Below are 14,668 nucleotides of genomic sequence, written 5' to 3'. Positions count from 1 at the left end.
GGCGGCAAAATTGGCAGACCATCCCCGAGATGGTCGTGAGCGCGGCGGACCGCTTCGGCGACGCGGAAGCGATTGTCGACGGTCCGCTGCGCTTGACATTCACCCAGCTTGTTGAGCAAATCCGTTGTGCTGCAGGGGCGTTCGATGCCTTAGGTATCGGCAAGGGTGAACGGGTCGCGGTTTGGGCGCCCAATTCGGCCGAGTGGGTCATCGCCGCGTTCGGGCTGCTGACCGCGGGCGGCGTGCTGGTGCCGGTTAATACGAGGTTCAAGACGGAAGAAGCGGGCGACATCATCGCCCGCAGTGGGGTGAAGGCCGTCCTGGTGCAGCAGGGCTTTCTGGACCAGGAGTACACCGCCCCCGCGGGGACGCCGGTCATCGACCTGAAGTCCGACTTCCTTTCCAGCGGTTCCCCGTTCGAGCGGGCGGTGAGCGGCGACGACATCTCGGACATCATCTTCACCTCGGGCACGACCGGGCGGCCGAAAGGCGCGATGATGAATCATCGTCAAACGCTGCGGATGTACGAGGAGTGGGCGACTCTCGCCGATCTGCGCGAGGGTGACCGTTACTTGCAGATCAACCCGTATTTCCACACGTTCGGCCTTAAGGCGGGACTCATCACTTCCTTTCTGCGCGGCGCGACGATGCTGCCGGTCGCGGTGTTCGATGTCGACACGGTGGTGGATCTCGTTGCGCGCGAAGGCATCACGATGCTTCCCGGGCCGCCGACGTTGTTCCATTCGCTGCTGACGGTGCGGGACAAGTCCAAGCTGTCGACATTGCGGGCCGGGGTGACCGGCGCCGCCGACATCCCGGTCGAGTTGGTCCGACGCATCCACGACGAACTGCCGTTCCAGACGCTGATGACCGGTTACGGCCTCACCGAGGCCGGCAACGTGACCCTGTCCCTGCCCGGCGATTCCTTCGAGGACGTCGCCACCACCGCGGGCGTGCCGTGTGAGGGCGTTGAGGTGCGCATCGCCGAGGACGGCGAGGTGCTCGTCCGCGGCTACGGCGTCATGCAGGGCTACCTGGACGACCCCGCGGCCACCGCTCAGGCGATCGACGCTGACGGCTGGCTGCACACCGGAGACTTGGGAAACTTCGCCGACGGGTCTGATGGTGGTGACCCTCCCCCGCAAGCGGGAGGTGCCCCCACGCACCCGGCTGCGGCTGGCTCGCGATCACCACGGAGGCGCCTGCGCATCGTTGGACGCAAGAAGGACATGTTCATCGTGGGTGGGTTCAACGCCTATCCGGCCGAGATCGAGGGGTTCCTCATGGAGCACCCGGCGGTGGCGCAGGCGGCGGTGATCGGAGCGCCCGACGACCGCCTGGGTCAGGTGGGCAAGGCTTTCGTCGTGGCGAAAACCGCGGTGTCCGAGCATGACTTGATCGGCTGGTGTCGAGACCGGATGGCCGGTTTCAAAGTCCCCAGATCCATCGAGTTTCGCGATACACTGCCGCTCAATGCCACGGGCAAAGTGATGAAGGACCGACTTCGTTGAACGACGGCGATATTCACTCGATGGTGATTGCGTCGGACTATCGCGTCCCAGATCCGACCAAGGTGTGGCCGCTACTCGAGCGCAACAAGGCGGCTCTTTCCGATATCGGCGCGCACCACGTTCTGGTCTACACGTCGACGCACGACTACGGCCGCGTACTGGTGATGATCGGTGTGCACAGTCGTGAGCCGATCGTGGAACTGCTGCGATCGCGGGTCTTCTTCGACTGGTTCGACGAGGCGGGTGTCGAGGACATTCCCGCGGTGTTCGCCGGGGAGATCATCGGCAGATTCATCCCGACGCTCCCCTCGACTCCCGCGGTGCCCGGGGTCGTGATGGCCGCCATCGCGTCGGTCGACGATGTGCCGGCACTGACGGCCGGCGTCGACTCGGCAATGGGCAGGTTTACCACGGCCGGCATCCGAAAAACGTGGGTATTCCAGGCCTTCGACGACGACCACGAAGTCTTGATCCTGCAGGAGTTCGCCGACGAGAACAGCGCGCGGCGGTGGATCGAGCATCCCGACGCCGCCGCCCAATGGATGTCCGGCGCGGGCGAGGGTCCATACCCGCCACTGTTCGTCGGCCAGTTCACCGACATCATGCGCATCGAGAGATAAGCGAGCACCGCGCGATGTTCGTGTGCTTGTGTAACGGGGTCACCAGCCACACGGTGACCGACGCGGTCCGGGCGGGGGCATCGACGACTAAGGCCGTTGCTCATGCTTGCGGGGCCGGCGCGGACTGCGGTCGTTGTCGCCGCACGATTCAGGCAATACTCAAATCGTCAAGGTCCGGCCTAGGGCGCGATTCAACGGCGCCTACTGCCATCCGGCGACATGGGTTGCACGAGTTCGACCAGTAGGGGCGGAATTTCCATGCGCGGCAAGACCACCTCGACGAGCACCATGCGGTCCTGGTGCTCGGCCGCCGCGGTCAGCGCATCGTCGAGGTCGCCGTAGGTTTGCGCCCGAAACGCAAGGTGATTGACCACGCCCAGCGCGCGGGGAATGTCGGTCCAACTCCAGCTGGCGATGTCGTTATAGGGAGCCGTCTCGCCGTGGATCGCCCGTTCGACCGTGTAGCCGTCGTTGTTGACCACCACGATGACCGGAGACAGTCCCTCGCGGAAGAAAGTGCCGAGCTCCTGCACGGTCAGTTGTGCGGCGCCGTCGCCGATCAGCAACACCGTCCTGCGGTCCGGATGTGCGACCCCCGCTCCCAACGCTGCGGGCAACGTGTAACCGATTGAGCCCCAAAGGGGTTGGCCGATAAACGTGACTCCCTTCGGTAGCCGGTGGTCGGCCATACCGTAAAAGGAGGTTCCCTGATCGGCGAGCACCACGTTTCCGGGCGTGAGCGCGCTGCACAGCCGGTCCCACACCATCTCCTGGGTCAGCGGCTGATCTCGGGCGGGCGCCTCGGCCCCGGCTTCGGGCCGTTCGTCCGTTGGCGCCGCCACCGGTGGCGAACTGATCCCGCGTTGCGCCAGGATCTCGGCCAGCGCCCCAAGCGCCGCGTCCATTTCCAGCGGCGCGAACACGCGGCCTGCCACGCTGCTCTGATACTGCGCGACGTCGATGGTCCGGGCCGCGTCGATGTGCTGACTGAAGAAGCCACTGACCATGTCGGTGAACACCACCCCCGCGGTGACCAGTACCGGTGCGTCTTCAATCGCGGCGCGTACCTGCGGCGCGCTGGCCGCACCCGCGTAGATCCCCAGGTAGTTGGGTGAGCTCTCGTCGAGCAGGCTCTTTCCCCACATCAGCGTGGCGTAGGGGACCACGTCGGCGGTCAGCAACGTCTCGAGCTCTTTGACCGCCTGCAGGCGGTGGACCAACAGGTCGGCCAGCACCGTCAACCGGTTGTCGCCGATGAGCTCACGCGCCGCGTCGACGAATAACGCCAGTGCCCGGGGGCTGGTACCGCCGGTGTAACGGGGCAGCGGGGCGCCGGGAGGTTCGGTGGGGAAGCGCGCCACATCGGTGGACAGCAGCAGGTAGCCCGGTCGCTTCTGCTCGCGCACCTCCGAGAGCACCCGGTCGATCTCCCGTCGCGCCGTGGCCGGCATGAGATTGGCTTGGGCACAAGTGATTTCGCGGCTGATGCGGAAGAAGTGCTCGAAGTCGCCATCGCCGAGCGAATGGTGCAGCGCCCGCCGGGTGCCTTGCGAGTCTTTGGACGGGCCGCCAACGATGTGCACCACGGGCACCTGCTCGGCGTAACTGCCGGCGACCGCGTTGGTTGCCGAGAGCTCGCCCACCCCGAATGTCGTTACCACAGCTGACATTCCGCGCAGCCGTCCATAGCCGTCGGCAGCGTAGCCGGCGTTCAACTCGTTGGCATTGCCCACCCACCGAATCCTCGGGTGCGCGACGATGTGATCGAGAAACTCCAGGTTGTAGTCGCCGGGAACGCCGAAGATCTCGGAGACGCCGAGCTCGGCGAGACGGTCCAACAAATAGTCACCGACGGTGTAGGCGGAATCCGCGGGGTCCGACCCCGCGTCGGGCGTGGTAGCTGTCACGAAGTCGACGGTACGCTCGGTCGAAACCGCTCCCGTCCGGACGCCGTTTCGCTATCGTGCGGGCCATGGCGATCACCGAAACCCGCGAAGTTGTTGTCGAGGCCAGCCCCGAAGAGATCCTCGACGTCATCGCCGATTTCGACTCGATGCCCGAATGGTCGCCGCCACACCAGAGCGTCGAAACTCTGCAGCGCGACGCCGACGGGCGGCCCACCAAGGTCAAGATGAAAGTCAAAGCCGCTGGCATCACCGATGAGCAGGTGATCGCTTACACGTGGAGCGACAACAAGGTGAGCTGGACACTGGTCAGCTCCGGTCAGCAGCGGTCCCAGGACGCGTCCTACACATTGACGCCCGACGGCGACGCCACCAAGGTCACCTTCAAGCTCAGCGTCGACCCGGTGGTGCCGCTGCCCGGGTTCCTGTTGAAGCGCGCCATCAAAGGCACGGTCGATAACGGGACCGAGGGTTTGCGCAAGCGGGTGCTGCAGGTGAAGAAGGGTAGGTAGTCGCCGTGACCGGCGGTGGGCCCTTGGCGGGGATCAAAGTCATCGAACTCGGCGGCATCGGACCCGGGCCGCATGCGGGCATGGTGCTCGCCGACCTGGGTGCCGACGTGGTGCGGGTCCGCCGCCCAGGCGGCGCGGCGATGCCGGCCGAAGACCGCGACCTGTTGCACCGCGGCAAGCGGATCGTCGACCTGGACGTCAAGACGCAGCCGGGCCTGCTGCTGGGGCTCGCTGCCAAGGCCGATGTGCTGCTGGACTGCTTCCGGCCCGGCACCTGCGAGCGCCTCGGCATCGGACCCGACGACTGTGCGGCGATCAACCCGCGGCTGATCTATGCCCGGATCACCGGCTGGGGGCAGGACGGACCGTTGGCGACGACCGCGGGCCACGACATCAACTACCTGTCGCAGACCGGCGCGCTGTCGGCGTTGGGCCACGCCGACCGGCCGCCGATGCCGCCGCTGAACCTGGTCGCCGATTTCGGCGGTGGTTCGATGCTGGTGCTGCTGGGTATCGCCGTCGCGTTGTACGAGCGGGAACGGTCGGGTCAGGGCCAGGTCGTCGACGCCGCGATGGTCGACGGAGTCAGTGTGCTCGCCCAAATGATGTGGACCATGAAGGGAATTGGCAGCCTGCGCGACAAGCGCGAATCGTTTCTGCTCGACGGCGGCGCCCCTTTCTACCGTTGCTATGAGACCTCCGATGGCAAGTACATGGCCGTCGGCGCCATCGAACCGCAGTTCTTCGCGGCATTGCTGAGCGGGCTCGGTCTGTCGCCCGACGAGGTGCCGGGCCAGCTCGAAATCGGTTCGTACCAGCAGATGTACGACGTCTTCGTGCGGCGGTTCGCCAGCCGGACGCGAGACGAGTGGACCCAGGTTTTCGCGGGCACCGACGCCTGCGTCACGCCGGTGCTGACCTGGAGTGAGGCGGCCGCCAACGACCACTTGACCGCGCGGTCCACGGTGATCACCGCCCACGGCGTCGAGCAGGCCGCACCCGCCCCGCGCTTTTCGCGAACACCGGCCGAGCCCGTCGGGCCGCCTCCGGCCGCCACCACGCCGATCGGCGAAATCAACTGGTAGCTAATAACTACTCCGAACACGTTCCGTGCATGGGGCGCGATTGCTAGGTTGATCTCAGTGGCTGTCAAGGCATCACGTGAATTCATAGTTGACGCGCCGCTCGACGTGGTCATGGGGGCGCTCGAGGACGTCAGTGTGCTGGAATCGTGGTCTCCGCTGCATAAGCGGATCGAAGTGATCGACCGCTATCCCGACGGCCGCGCGCATCATGTGAAAACCACCATTCGTATTCTCGGCCTCGTCGATAAAGAGGTCCTGGAATATCACTGGGGTCCCGACTGGGTGGTCTATGACGCCAAAGGCACGCACCAACAACATGGCCAGCACGTCGAGTACAACCTCAAGTCCGAGGGTGTCGACAAAACCCGGGTCCGGTTCGATATCACCGTCGAACCGGCCGGGCCCATTCCCGCATTCGTCGTCAAGCGCGCAATGCAAAACGTTCTCGACGCCTCCGTGGAGGGCCTGCGCGATCTGGTCATGCGCGGCGGTTCGGATAAGGCACCGTAATTCTGGGTCCACGAGGGCTCACGATTGCTAATTTGTAGGCAGTGGCCATACGTGCGTCGTCCGAAATCGTCATTGAGGCGCCCCCGGAAGTGATCATGGAGGCGCTCGCGGACATGGACGCCGTGCCCTCGTGGTCTCCGTTGCACAAACGGGTCGAAGTCGTCGACCGATATCCCGACGGCCTACCGCACCACGTGAAGATGACGATCAGGGTGAGCGGCATCGCCGACACCGAAATGGTCGAATACCACTGGGGGCCCGACTGGATGGTGTGGGACGCGCAGAAGACCGCCCAGCAACACGCTCAGCACGGCGAATACAACCTGCAACGTGAGGGCGACGACAAGACCAGGGTGCGATTCAGCCTCACGATCGAGCTCAGGGCGCCGCTGCCCGGATTCTGGGTGAAGTCGGCCGGCGGCAAAGTCCTCTACGCCGCGCTGGAGGGCCTGCGAAAGCGCGTGATGGGTAACGAGGACTCTACGTAGTCCCGCCGTTTTTGAGTGCGGACAGTCGCTTGATCGCCTCGTCGAGGGTGTCGTCGCGCTTGCAGAAGGCGAAGCGCACCAGGTGATTCCACAGCTCGGCATGCGGCGCCGCCGGATCGCAGAAAGCCGACATCGGAATGGCAGCCACGCCAACCTTTTCCGGTAATGCCGCGCAGAATGTCGTGCTGTCGTCGTACCCGAGTGGACGCGGGTCGGCGCAGAGGAAATAAGTACCGTAACTGTCGTGCACCCCGAAGCCGATGTCGGCCAGGCCCGCGGCCAGCCGATTCCGTCGGGCTTGCAGCGAGCTTCGCAGCTCGTCGACCCACGCGTCCTCGGTGTCCAGCGCCAGGGCCACCGCGGGCTGGAACGGCGCACCGCCGACGTAGCTCAGATACTGTTTGGCCGCGCGTATCCCCGCGATGAGTTCTGCTGGGCCGCAAGCCCATCCGATCTTCCAACCGGTGCAGTTGAACATCTTGGCCGCGCTGGAGACGGTGATGGTGCGTTCGGCCATACCGTCGAAACCCGCCAGCGGCAGGTGGCGATGGCCGTCGAACACCAGGTGCTCGTACACCTCATCGGTAATCACCAAAAGATCCGCTGCCACCGCGATCTCGGCGATGGCCCGCAGTTCGATCTCGGTCAGTACGGCGCCCGTGGGGTTGTGCGGCGAGTTGACGATGAGCGCCCGGGTCGCCGGCGTCACCGCCCGCCGCAGCGCTTCGACGTCCAGGGCGAAGCCGCGGCCGTCGGCGACCAGCGGAACCGCGACGCGCTGCGCGCCGGCCATCGCGACCACCGGCGAATAGGAATCGTAGAAAGGTTCGATCAGCAGCACCTCGGAGCCGGGTTCCACCAGGCCGAAGACCGCCGACGCGATGGCCTCGGTGGCGCCGACCGTCACCAACACCTCGGTGTCGGGGTCGTACTCGATGCCGAAATGCCGCTTGCGATGTGCCGCGACGGCGTGGCGCAGTGGCGCGATCCCGATGCCCGGCGGGTATTGGTTGGCGCCGTCGGCGATCGCGTCTTGTGCGGCCTTCAGCAGCGCCGGGGGCCCGTCCTCGTCCGGAAAGCCCTGACCGAGGTTCACCGCGCCGATCCGCACCGCCAGCGCCGACATTTCGGCGAACACCGTGGTCGCGTAGGGCCGCAGTCGCGACACCGTCATGGTCGTCGAGCTTAGGGCGCGCCCTCGCGCGCAGGTGCGGCTGGCCGACCTCGAACGTGCGGGGCGCGACGCCGAACGCGCGGCTGGCCGCACGTTCGGCAACCAGTGTGCGGCTGGCCGCTCGTTCGGCAACCGGGGGGGGGCCGGCGCCCTGAGCAGCTGATCGACCGCCCAACCAACAGGTTGGCCGGGAGGCCCTGTTAGGGTGCAGATAGACGGACCCGAAACCCCATTTGCGAACAGGAAGTCGACATGTCCGAAGAAGCCTTCATCTATGAGGCCATCCGCACACCACGCGGCAAGCAACGCAACGGATCGCTGAACGAGGTCAAGCCGGTAAACCTGGTCGTCGGCCTGGTCGACGAGCTCCGCAGGCGCAACCCCGACCTGGACGAGAACCTGATCAGCGACCTGATCCTCGGGGTCGTGTCGCCGGTCGGCGACCAGGGCGGTGACATCGCTCGCACCGCGGCGTTGGTAGCCGGGCTGCCGGAGACCACCGGCGGCGTGCAGCTCAACCGGTTCTGCGCCTCGGGCCTGGAAGCCGTCAACATCGCAGCGCAGAAGGTGCGTTCGGGTTGGGACGACCTGGTGCTGGCCGGCGGTGTCGAGTCGATGAGCCGGGTCCCGATGGGTTCAGACGGCGGCGCCTGGGCGACCGACCCGGAGACCAATTACCGGATCGGTTTCGTACCGCAGGGCATCGGCGCCGACCTGATCGCGACCATCGAGGGCTTCTCCCGCGAAGACGTCGACGCCTACGCGGCCCGGTCGCAGGAGAAGGCCGCCGAGGCCTGGTCGGGCGGTTACTTCGCCAAGTCGGTGGTGCCGGTGCGGGACCAGAACGGTCTCGTCATCCTCGACCACGATGAGCACATGCGGCCCGGGTCCACCGTGGAGAGCCTCGGCAAGCTGAAGACCGCCTTCGACGGCGTCGGCGAGATGGGCGGCTTCGACGACGTGGCGTTGCAGAAGTACCACTACGTCGAAAAGATCAACCACGTCCACACCGGCGGCAACAGCTCGGGCATCGTCGACGGCGCCGCGTTGGTGCTGGTTGGTTCGGAGGCCGCGGGCAAGTCGCAAGGCCTGACCCCGCGGGCGCGCATCGTGGCCACCGCGACCAGCGGCGCCGACCCGGTCATCATGCTCACCGGCCCCACCCCCGCCACCAAGAAGGTGTTGGACCGGGCCGGCCTGACGACCGACGACATCGACCTCTTCGAACTGAACGAGGCCTTCGCGTCGGTTGTGTTGAAGTTCCAGAAGGACCTCAACATCCCCGACGAGAAACTCAACGTCAACGGTGGCGCCATCGCGATGGGCCACCCGCTGGGCGCCACCGGCGCCATGATCACCGGAACCATGGTCGATGAGCTCGAGCGGCGCAACGCGCGTCGCGCGCTGATCACGCTGTGCATCGGCGGCGGCATGGGCGTCGCGACCATCATCGAGCGAGTCTGAGGAAAGAGCATGCCAGAGAACACCATTCAGTGGGACAAGGATGCCGACGGCATCGTCACCCTGACGCTTGACGACCCCACCGGGTCGGCCAACGTGATGAACGAGCACTACGCCGAGTCGATGCACAACGCAGTCGAACGCCTTGTGTCAGAGAAGGATTCGATCAGCGGCGTGGTCATCACCAGCGCGAAGAAGACCTTCTTCGCCGGCGGTGACCTGAAGGGCATGATCCACCTCGGTCCGGAGAATGCCGGTGAGGCCTTCGACACCGTCGAGTCCGTGAAGCGTGACCTGCGCGCCTTGGAGACGCTGGGCAAGCCGGTAGTGGCCGCCATCAACGGCGCCGCGCTGGGCGGCGGTCTGGAGATCGCGCTGGCGTGTCATCACCGCATTGCCGCGGACGTCAAGGGCCTTGTGGTCGGACTCCCCGAGGTGACGCTGGGCCTGCTGCCCGGCGGCGGCGGGGTGACCCGCACCGTGCGGATGTTCGGCATCCAGAACGCCTTCATGAACATCTTGTCGCAGGGTACCCGGTTCAAGCCCGCGCAAGCCAAGGAGAACGGCCTGATCGACGATCTCGTCGGTTCGGTCGAGGAGCTGGTACCCGCGGCCAAGGCGTGGATCAAGGCCAACCCGGACTCACACACCCAGCCGTGGGATGCCAAGGGCTACAAGATGCCTGGCGGCACCCCGTCCAGCCCGGCGCTCGCCGGCATCCTGCCGTCATTCCCGGCACTGCTGAAAAAGCAACTCAAGGGTGCGCCGATGCCCGCGCCGCGGGCCATCCTGGATGCCGCTGTCGAGGGTGCGCAAGTGGACTTCGACACGGCCAGCCGCATCGAGAGCCGCTACTTCACCCAGCTGGTCACCGGCCAGGTCGCCAAGAACATGATTCAGGCGTTCTTCTTCGACCTGCAGCACATCAACGGCGGTGGCTCGCGACCCGACGGCATCGAGCCGGTCAAGATCAACAAGATCGGCGTGCTCGGCGCCGGCATGATGGGCGCGGGCATCGCGTACGTCTCGGCCAAGGCCGGCTATGACGTGGTGCTCAAAGACGTCAGCATCGAAGCCGCGGAGAAGGGCAAGAACTACTCGGAAAAGCTTGAGGCCAAAGCACTTCAGCGTGGCAAGACCACCGAGGAGAAGAGCAAGGCGCTGCTGGACCGCATCACGCCGTCCGCCGACCCGGCCGACTTCAAGGGCGTCGACTTCGTGATCGAGGCGGTCTTCGAGAGCCAGGACCTCAAGCATCAGGTGTTCCAGGAGATCGAGGACATCGTCGAACCCAACGCGCTATTGGGGTCGAACACCTCGACGCTGCCGATCACCGGTCTGGCGACCGGCGTGAAGCGGCAGGAGGACTTCATCGGGATCCACTTCTTCTCGCCGGTCGACAAGATGCCGCTGGTCGAAATCATCAAGGGCGAGAAGACATCTGATGAGGCGCTGGCCCGGGTGTTCGACTACACGCTGGCCATCGGCAAGACCCCGATCGTCGTCAACGACAGCCGTGGCTTCTTCACCAGCCGCGTCATCGGCACCTTCGTGAACGAGGCGCTGGCAATGCTCGGTGAGGGCGTGGAGCCCGCCAGCATCGAGCACGCCGGTTCGCAGGCCGGCTACCCGGCGCCGCCGCTGCAGCTGTCCGACGAACTCAACCTGGAGTTGATGCACAAGATCGCCGTCGCCAGCCGCAAGGGTGTCGAGGACGCAGGTGGCACCTACGAGCCGCACCCGGCGGAGGCCGTCGTCGAGAAGATGATCGAGATCGGCCGGCCGTCGCGGTTGAAGGGCGCGGGCTTCTATGAGTACGTCGACGGCAAGCGCACCAGTCTGTGGCCGGGCCTGCGGGAGACGTTCAAATCCGGCTCCTCGCAGCCGCCGCTGCAGGACATGATCGACCGGATGCTGTTCGCCGAGGCGCTGGAAACCCAGAAGTGCCTTGATGAGGGCGTGCTGACGTCGACGGCGGACGCCAACATCGGATCGATCATGGGCATCGGGTTCCCGCCGTACACCGGTGGCAGCGCGCAGTTCATCGTCGGTTACTCCGGCGCGGGCGGCACGGGCAAGGAAGCCTTCGTGGCCCGGGCCCGTGAGCTGGCGGCTAAGTACGGCGACCGCTTCCTGCCGCCGGACTCACTCACTTAGTCACATCTGTCACTCGCGCCGCGGCGGGGAGGTGGGCAACTTTTTGCCCACCTCCGAGCGACAACGCAGCTCCAGCACGCGTTGGTGGATGCGGTACTCGGTGGAACGCGGGATATACGCCGGTCCGTATCGACCTCGCGCGAGCCGACGTACCCGGCCGTGCTCGATCTCCCAGCGCAGCGCGTCCGAGACGGCTTTGGATGGTCGCCCGTGGACGGAGAAACCGTGGTGGCGCAGCGCATCAATCAGCTCGGCGATGGTCGCAGGCCCGCACTGAGCCAGGTGCATGGTGAGCGCGTAACGGAGCTCGATTCCTCGAAGGGCTTGCTGATGCAGCGTCGAACCGTCGCACGCGGGTATGACAGCGAACCTGGTTGTCGCTGAGAGGCGGGCAAAAAGAGTGCACCGCCTCCGAGGGACTCCTGTGGTGGGTGTGACTTAGCTACCGCGCTGCGGCGATCCGGCGCTGATGCCGATCCCCAACAGGAAGCGGTCCCGACACCGGCTAGCTCCATCGCAGCTCGTTCCTTCCGCCGTGGCAGGCGTCTCTAATTCGCTGTCGCCGTTGACGTTAAACGACGGCGTACTCCTTGTACTCCATCGAGTCGTACAGACGGGCGCCGTTGGTGTTCATCTTGGCGATGGTTCGGGTGAGTCCGGCGGGGAGCGCCGAGACCAGCTGTGCGGCGCGGGTCAGCGCCCACACTCCGGCCCGCGAGCCCGGGACGATCGTCTTGGCGGCCGCGCGTGCAAAGGTGCGGCTGCGGCGTACCGCGCCGGCCATCGCCCGTTCGTAGGCCGCGAACGCGTGGGGGTAATCGCCACTGGCTTCTGCCAATTCGCCCGCCAGCACATAGGCGCCCAGCACCGCGATGCTGGTGCTGCCGCCGACCGCCGGCCCGGGGCAGTACCCGGCGTCGCCCACCAGTGCGACCCGTCCACGCGACCAGGCGTCCAACTGCAGCTGGATGATCGAATCGAAGTAGAACGTCGGTGCGCGGTCGAGCTCGGCCACCCAACCGTCCACCGTCGCATCCATCCCGGCAAATGTCGTCCGCAACAATTCCTTCTGCCGCAAGACATCTCGGTAGTGAATCTGCAGCTCTTCTTTGCTGCGGAACATGAACAACGCACGCGCATCATTCAGGGGTTGCGCGGTGTAGATGCCCGCCATCCGGCCAGCGCCCATGTGCACGACCATTTCTCCATTGCGGGCAAGCGATTTCGGCACCGACTCCACCGCCAGATAGCCGCCGAGGAACCTGGTGCGCCCGGCGTCCTCGCCGAAGACCAGGCGCCGCACGTTGGAGTGCAGACCGTCGGCGCCGATCACGATGTCGAATCGGCGTGGCGCGGCGTGCTTGAAGGTGACGTCGCCGTCGGCCGAGATGGCCGTGATCGAATCGCCGAACAGGTACTCGATGTCATCACGGCCGGCGCGGTAATAGACCTCGCTGAGGTCGTCGCGCATGATCTCGACGTGCCGGTCAGACGACGCCCCGAAGACCTTGGTGAGATCGACGTGCGCCGGTCGCTGGGTGCCCTGGCGATACATGGTCATCGCTGTCGTCCCCGTCGCGAGCGCCTCGATCTGTGGCAGCACGCCCATTTTGGCCGAGATTTCCATGGCCGGGCGGAACAGGTCGACGGCGTGGCCACCGGTCTTTCGCAATTGGGGTGCGCGCTCGACGACCGTGACATCGAAACCGTGGCGGGTCAGCCAGTACGCCAGCACCGGGCCCGAGATGCTCGCCCCCGAGATCAGAATCCGCATGTCGACCTCCTTGGACTTAGGTTACCCTAACATTGCCCGCGAATTGCTGGAGGGCTATTGCGATTTCCACTACCCGCATCGCGGCGACATGTTCGTGTTGACCGAATTGACGACGCTGGCCGACCTCGGCCTGATCGACAAGGTGCTGGCGTGGCGGATCGGCTGGGCAAGTTGGTGTTTGGCTCGCGACCAACGCTCGCACAGTCCACCCGTGCAGTGGTGTCGTTCGGCGGGTTGCAGGACTGCTGCTTACAGTTTCCGGACCCCGTATGAAGCGTTGCGCGCGACCTCGGTTGACGCCGCGCTGGCGGCACTGGGGGCGTGAGGGCAGGGCGAAACATGTTCGCGAAGATGCCGCCGGACGGCTGCGCATTGTCAGCCACGAAGTTTTCGTCGCCGTTGTCATCGACGGTGACGATGCGGGGCATGCATTCCATCCGCTATGAGGTTCCGGCTTGTACGGTCGACAGCTAGAGTGCCTAACTATGCGCTTTGGCTTCTTCATTCCGCAGGGCTGGCGAATGGATTTGGTAGGAATCGACCCCGCGAAACACTGGGCGGTGATGAAGGACCTGGCAGCCTACGCCGACGGCAGCGCCTGGGACTCGGTGTGGGTTTACGACCACTTCCATACCGTTCCGACGCCGAGCGCCGAAGCGACGCACGAAGCTTGGTCATTGATGTCGGCCTACGCAGCGACCACATCGCGGATCAAGCTCGGCCAGATGTGCACGGCAATGAGCTACCGCAATCCGGTCTACCTGGCGAAGGTGGCGGCAACCGCCGACATCATCTCCGGTGGCCGCATCCAGATGGGCATCGGCGGCGGCTGGTACGAACACGAGTGGCGCGCCTACGGTTACGGGTTCCCGTCGGCCGGGGTGCGATTGGGCCGGCTGGACGAAGGCGTGCAGATCATGCGGGACGCCTGGCGCGACGGCAAAGTCAGTCTCGACGGCAAGCACTACCAGGTCGACGGCGCGATCGTTGAACCGAAGCCATTGCAGGACAATGGTATTCCGCTATGGATTGCCGGCGGCGGCGAGAAGGTGACGTTACGCATCGCGGCGCAGTACGCGCAGTACACCAACTTCACGGCGGAGCCCGAGGCGTTTGCGCACAAGTCGGACGTGCTCGCCGGGCACTGCCGCGACCTGGGCACCGACTTTGATGCCATCGTGCGTTCGGCAAACTTCACCGCCATCGTCGGCGCGTCGGACGCCGACGTCAAAGACCGGCGGCAGCGGGTGCGTGACCGGCTGCTGAACTATGTGCCTGAGACGCTTGCGGATTCGATGACCAGCAGCCTTCCGGACTCGGCGACTGGAACGACGGAACAGGTGGTCGAGCGGCTGACCAGGATTCGCGACCTCGGCTGCGAGTACGCGATCGTGTACTTCCCGGAAGCCGCCTACGACCGCTCCGGCATCGAATTGTTCGAACGGGAAGTCATCCCCGCCCTGAGCTAGCGA

General features: G+C 65.5%; 14 protein-coding genes and 1 pseudogene. 11 read left to right on the top strand and 4 right to left on the bottom strand.

The window, feature by feature from the left end; all coding sequences use genetic code 11:
- Positions 1–29: 29 nt before the first annotated feature.
- From OK015_RS25775 to OK015_RS25765, 3 genes are read left to right on the top strand one after another with little or no spacing between them, the layout of a single operon-like run.
- On the top strand, positions 30–1,511 hold the full coding sequence (locus OK015_RS25775) for an AMP-binding protein (protein WP_268127401.1): 1,482 nt from the start codon (positions 30–32) through the stop codon (positions 1,509–1,511).
- A complete protein-coding gene (locus tag OK015_RS25770; protein ID WP_268127400.1) occupies positions 1,508–2,131 on the top strand; it encodes a fatty-acid--CoA ligase in 624 nt (207 codons plus the stop codon). Before OK015_RS25775 ends, OK015_RS25770 begins: the two co-directional genes overlap by 4 nt.
- 14 nt (positions 2,132–2,145) lie before the next feature.
- A complete protein-coding gene (locus OK015_RS25765) occupies positions 2,146–2,376 on the top strand; it encodes a (2Fe-2S)-binding protein (RefSeq protein ID WP_268127399.1) in 231 nt (76 codons plus the stop codon).
- Here the strand turns inward: OK015_RS25765 and OK015_RS25760 are convergent.
- A complete protein-coding gene (locus OK015_RS25760; RefSeq protein WP_268127397.1) occupies positions 2,323–4,038 on the bottom strand; it encodes an alpha-keto acid decarboxylase family protein in 1,716 nt (571 codons plus the stop codon). The two genes, OK015_RS25765 and OK015_RS25760, sit on opposite strands and share 54 nt — an antisense overlap.
- Before the next feature lie 65 nt (positions 4,039–4,103).
- Here OK015_RS25760 and OK015_RS25755 point away from each other — a divergent pair, with 65 nt between their 5' ends.
- From OK015_RS25755 to OK015_RS25740, 4 genes are read left to right on the top strand one after another with little or no spacing between them, the layout of a single operon-like run.
- Positions 4,104–4,547, top strand: coding sequence for an SRPBCC family protein (locus OK015_RS25755; RefSeq protein WP_268127396.1), 444 nt, complete (start codon positions 4,104–4,106; stop codon positions 4,545–4,547).
- 5 nt (positions 4,548–4,552) lie between these two features.
- The gene (locus OK015_RS25750) at positions 4,553–5,632 is read left to right on the top strand and encodes a CaiB/BaiF CoA transferase family protein (RefSeq protein WP_268127393.1); all 1,080 of its coding nucleotides are present in this window, start codon (positions 4,553–4,555) and stop codon (positions 5,630–5,632) included.
- Positions 5,633–5,689: 57 nt separating this feature from the next.
- Positions 5,690–6,142 (top strand): SRPBCC family protein, encoded by a 453-nt coding sequence (locus OK015_RS25745; protein ID WP_268127392.1) that lies wholly within the window; start codon positions 5,690–5,692, stop codon positions 6,140–6,142.
- Between the two features lie 41 nt (positions 6,143–6,183).
- Positions 6,184–6,630 (top strand): SRPBCC family protein, encoded by a 447-nt coding sequence (locus OK015_RS25740; RefSeq protein ID WP_268127390.1) that lies wholly within the window; start codon positions 6,184–6,186, stop codon positions 6,628–6,630.
- Here the strand turns inward: OK015_RS25740 and OK015_RS25735 are convergent.
- Positions 6,623–7,804, bottom strand: coding sequence for a pyridoxal phosphate-dependent aminotransferase (locus OK015_RS25735; RefSeq protein ID WP_268127388.1), 1,182 nt, complete (start codon positions 7,802–7,804; stop codon positions 6,623–6,625). The two genes, OK015_RS25740 and OK015_RS25735, sit on opposite strands and share 8 nt — an antisense overlap.
- 252 nt (positions 7,805–8,056) lie before the next feature.
- Between OK015_RS25735 and OK015_RS25730 the strand changes: the two genes are divergently transcribed.
- Together OK015_RS25730 and OK015_RS25725 are read left to right on the top strand one after the other, a co-directional pair.
- Positions 8,057–9,268 (top strand): acetyl-CoA C-acetyltransferase, encoded by a 1,212-nt coding sequence (locus tag OK015_RS25730; protein WP_268127387.1) that lies wholly within the window; start codon positions 8,057–8,059, stop codon positions 9,266–9,268.
- Between the two features lie 9 nt (positions 9,269–9,277).
- A complete protein-coding gene (locus OK015_RS25725; protein WP_268127385.1) occupies positions 9,278–11,422 on the top strand; it encodes a 3-hydroxyacyl-CoA dehydrogenase NAD-binding domain-containing protein in 2,145 nt (714 codons plus the stop codon).
- Positions 11,423–11,431: 9 nt separating this feature from the next.
- Here the strand turns inward: OK015_RS25725 and OK015_RS25720 are convergent, their stop codons facing one another.
- Together OK015_RS25720 and OK015_RS25715 are read right to left on the bottom strand one after the other, a co-directional pair.
- On the bottom strand, positions 11,432–11,710 hold the full coding sequence (locus tag OK015_RS25720; RefSeq protein WP_268127383.1) for a hypothetical protein: 279 nt from the start codon (positions 11,708–11,710) through the stop codon (positions 11,432–11,434).
- Positions 11,711–11,993: 283 nt separating this feature from the next.
- The gene (locus tag OK015_RS25715) at positions 11,994–13,196 is read right to left on the bottom strand and encodes an FAD-dependent monooxygenase (protein ID WP_268127382.1); all 1,203 of its coding nucleotides are present in this window, start codon (positions 13,194–13,196) and stop codon (positions 11,994–11,996) included.
- A 37-nt stretch (positions 13,197–13,233) separates the two neighbouring features.
- Here OK015_RS25715 and OK015_RS25710 point away from each other — a divergent pair.
- Both OK015_RS25710 and OK015_RS25705 read left to right on the top strand, forming a co-directional pair.
- Positions 13,234–13,521: pseudogene (locus OK015_RS25710) on the top strand (TetR/AcrR family transcriptional regulator); the annotation flags it as partial.
- Positions 13,522–13,681: 160 nt separating this feature from the next.
- The gene (locus OK015_RS25705; RefSeq protein ID WP_268127380.1) at positions 13,682–14,665 is read left to right on the top strand and encodes an LLM class F420-dependent oxidoreductase; all 984 of its coding nucleotides are present in this window, start codon (positions 13,682–13,684) and stop codon (positions 14,663–14,665) included.
- Positions 14,666–14,668 lie beyond the last annotated feature (3 nt).

This window comes from Mycobacterium sp. Aquia_216 (genome assembly GCF_026723865.1).
In the GTDB taxonomy this organism is placed as follows: Bacteria; Actinomycetota; Actinomycetes; order Mycobacteriales; family Mycobacteriaceae; genus Mycobacterium.
Note: the sequence above shows the minus strand (reverse complement) of the source record. Positions and strands in the feature narration are given on the sequence as shown.

Excerpts from the sequence above, each read along its gene's own strand:
- OK015_RS25775 (WP_268127401.1), top strand. The coding sequence starts at position 30 with ATGGTCGTGAGCGCGGCGGACCGCTTCGGCGACGCGGAAGCGATTGTC.
- OK015_RS25765 (WP_268127399.1), top strand. The coding sequence starts at position 2,146 with ATGTTCGTGTGCTTGTGTAACGGGGTCACCAGCCACACGGTGACCGAC.
- OK015_RS25755 (WP_268127396.1), top strand. The coding sequence starts at position 4,104 with ATGGCGATCACCGAAACCCGCGAAGTTGTTGTCGAGGCCAGCCCCGAA.
- OK015_RS25735 (WP_268127388.1), bottom strand. The coding sequence starts at position 7,804 with ATGACGGTGTCGCGACTGCGGCCCTACGCGACCACGGTGTTCGCCGAA.
- OK015_RS25730 (WP_268127387.1), top strand. The coding sequence starts at position 8,057 with ATGTCCGAAGAAGCCTTCATCTATGAGGCCATCCGCACACCACGCGGC.
- OK015_RS25725 (WP_268127385.1), top strand. The coding sequence starts at position 9,278 with ATGCCAGAGAACACCATTCAGTGGGACAAGGATGCCGACGGCATCGTC.
- OK015_RS25720 (WP_268127383.1), bottom strand. The coding sequence starts at position 11,710 with ATGCACCTGGCTCAGTGCGGGCCTGCGACCATCGCCGAGCTGATTGAT.
- OK015_RS25715 (WP_268127382.1), bottom strand. The coding sequence starts at position 13,196 with ATGCGGATTCTGATCTCGGGGGCGAGCATCTCGGGCCCGGTGCTGGCG.
- OK015_RS25705 (WP_268127380.1), top strand. The coding sequence starts at position 13,682 with ATGCGCTTTGGCTTCTTCATTCCGCAGGGCTGGCGAATGGATTTGGTA.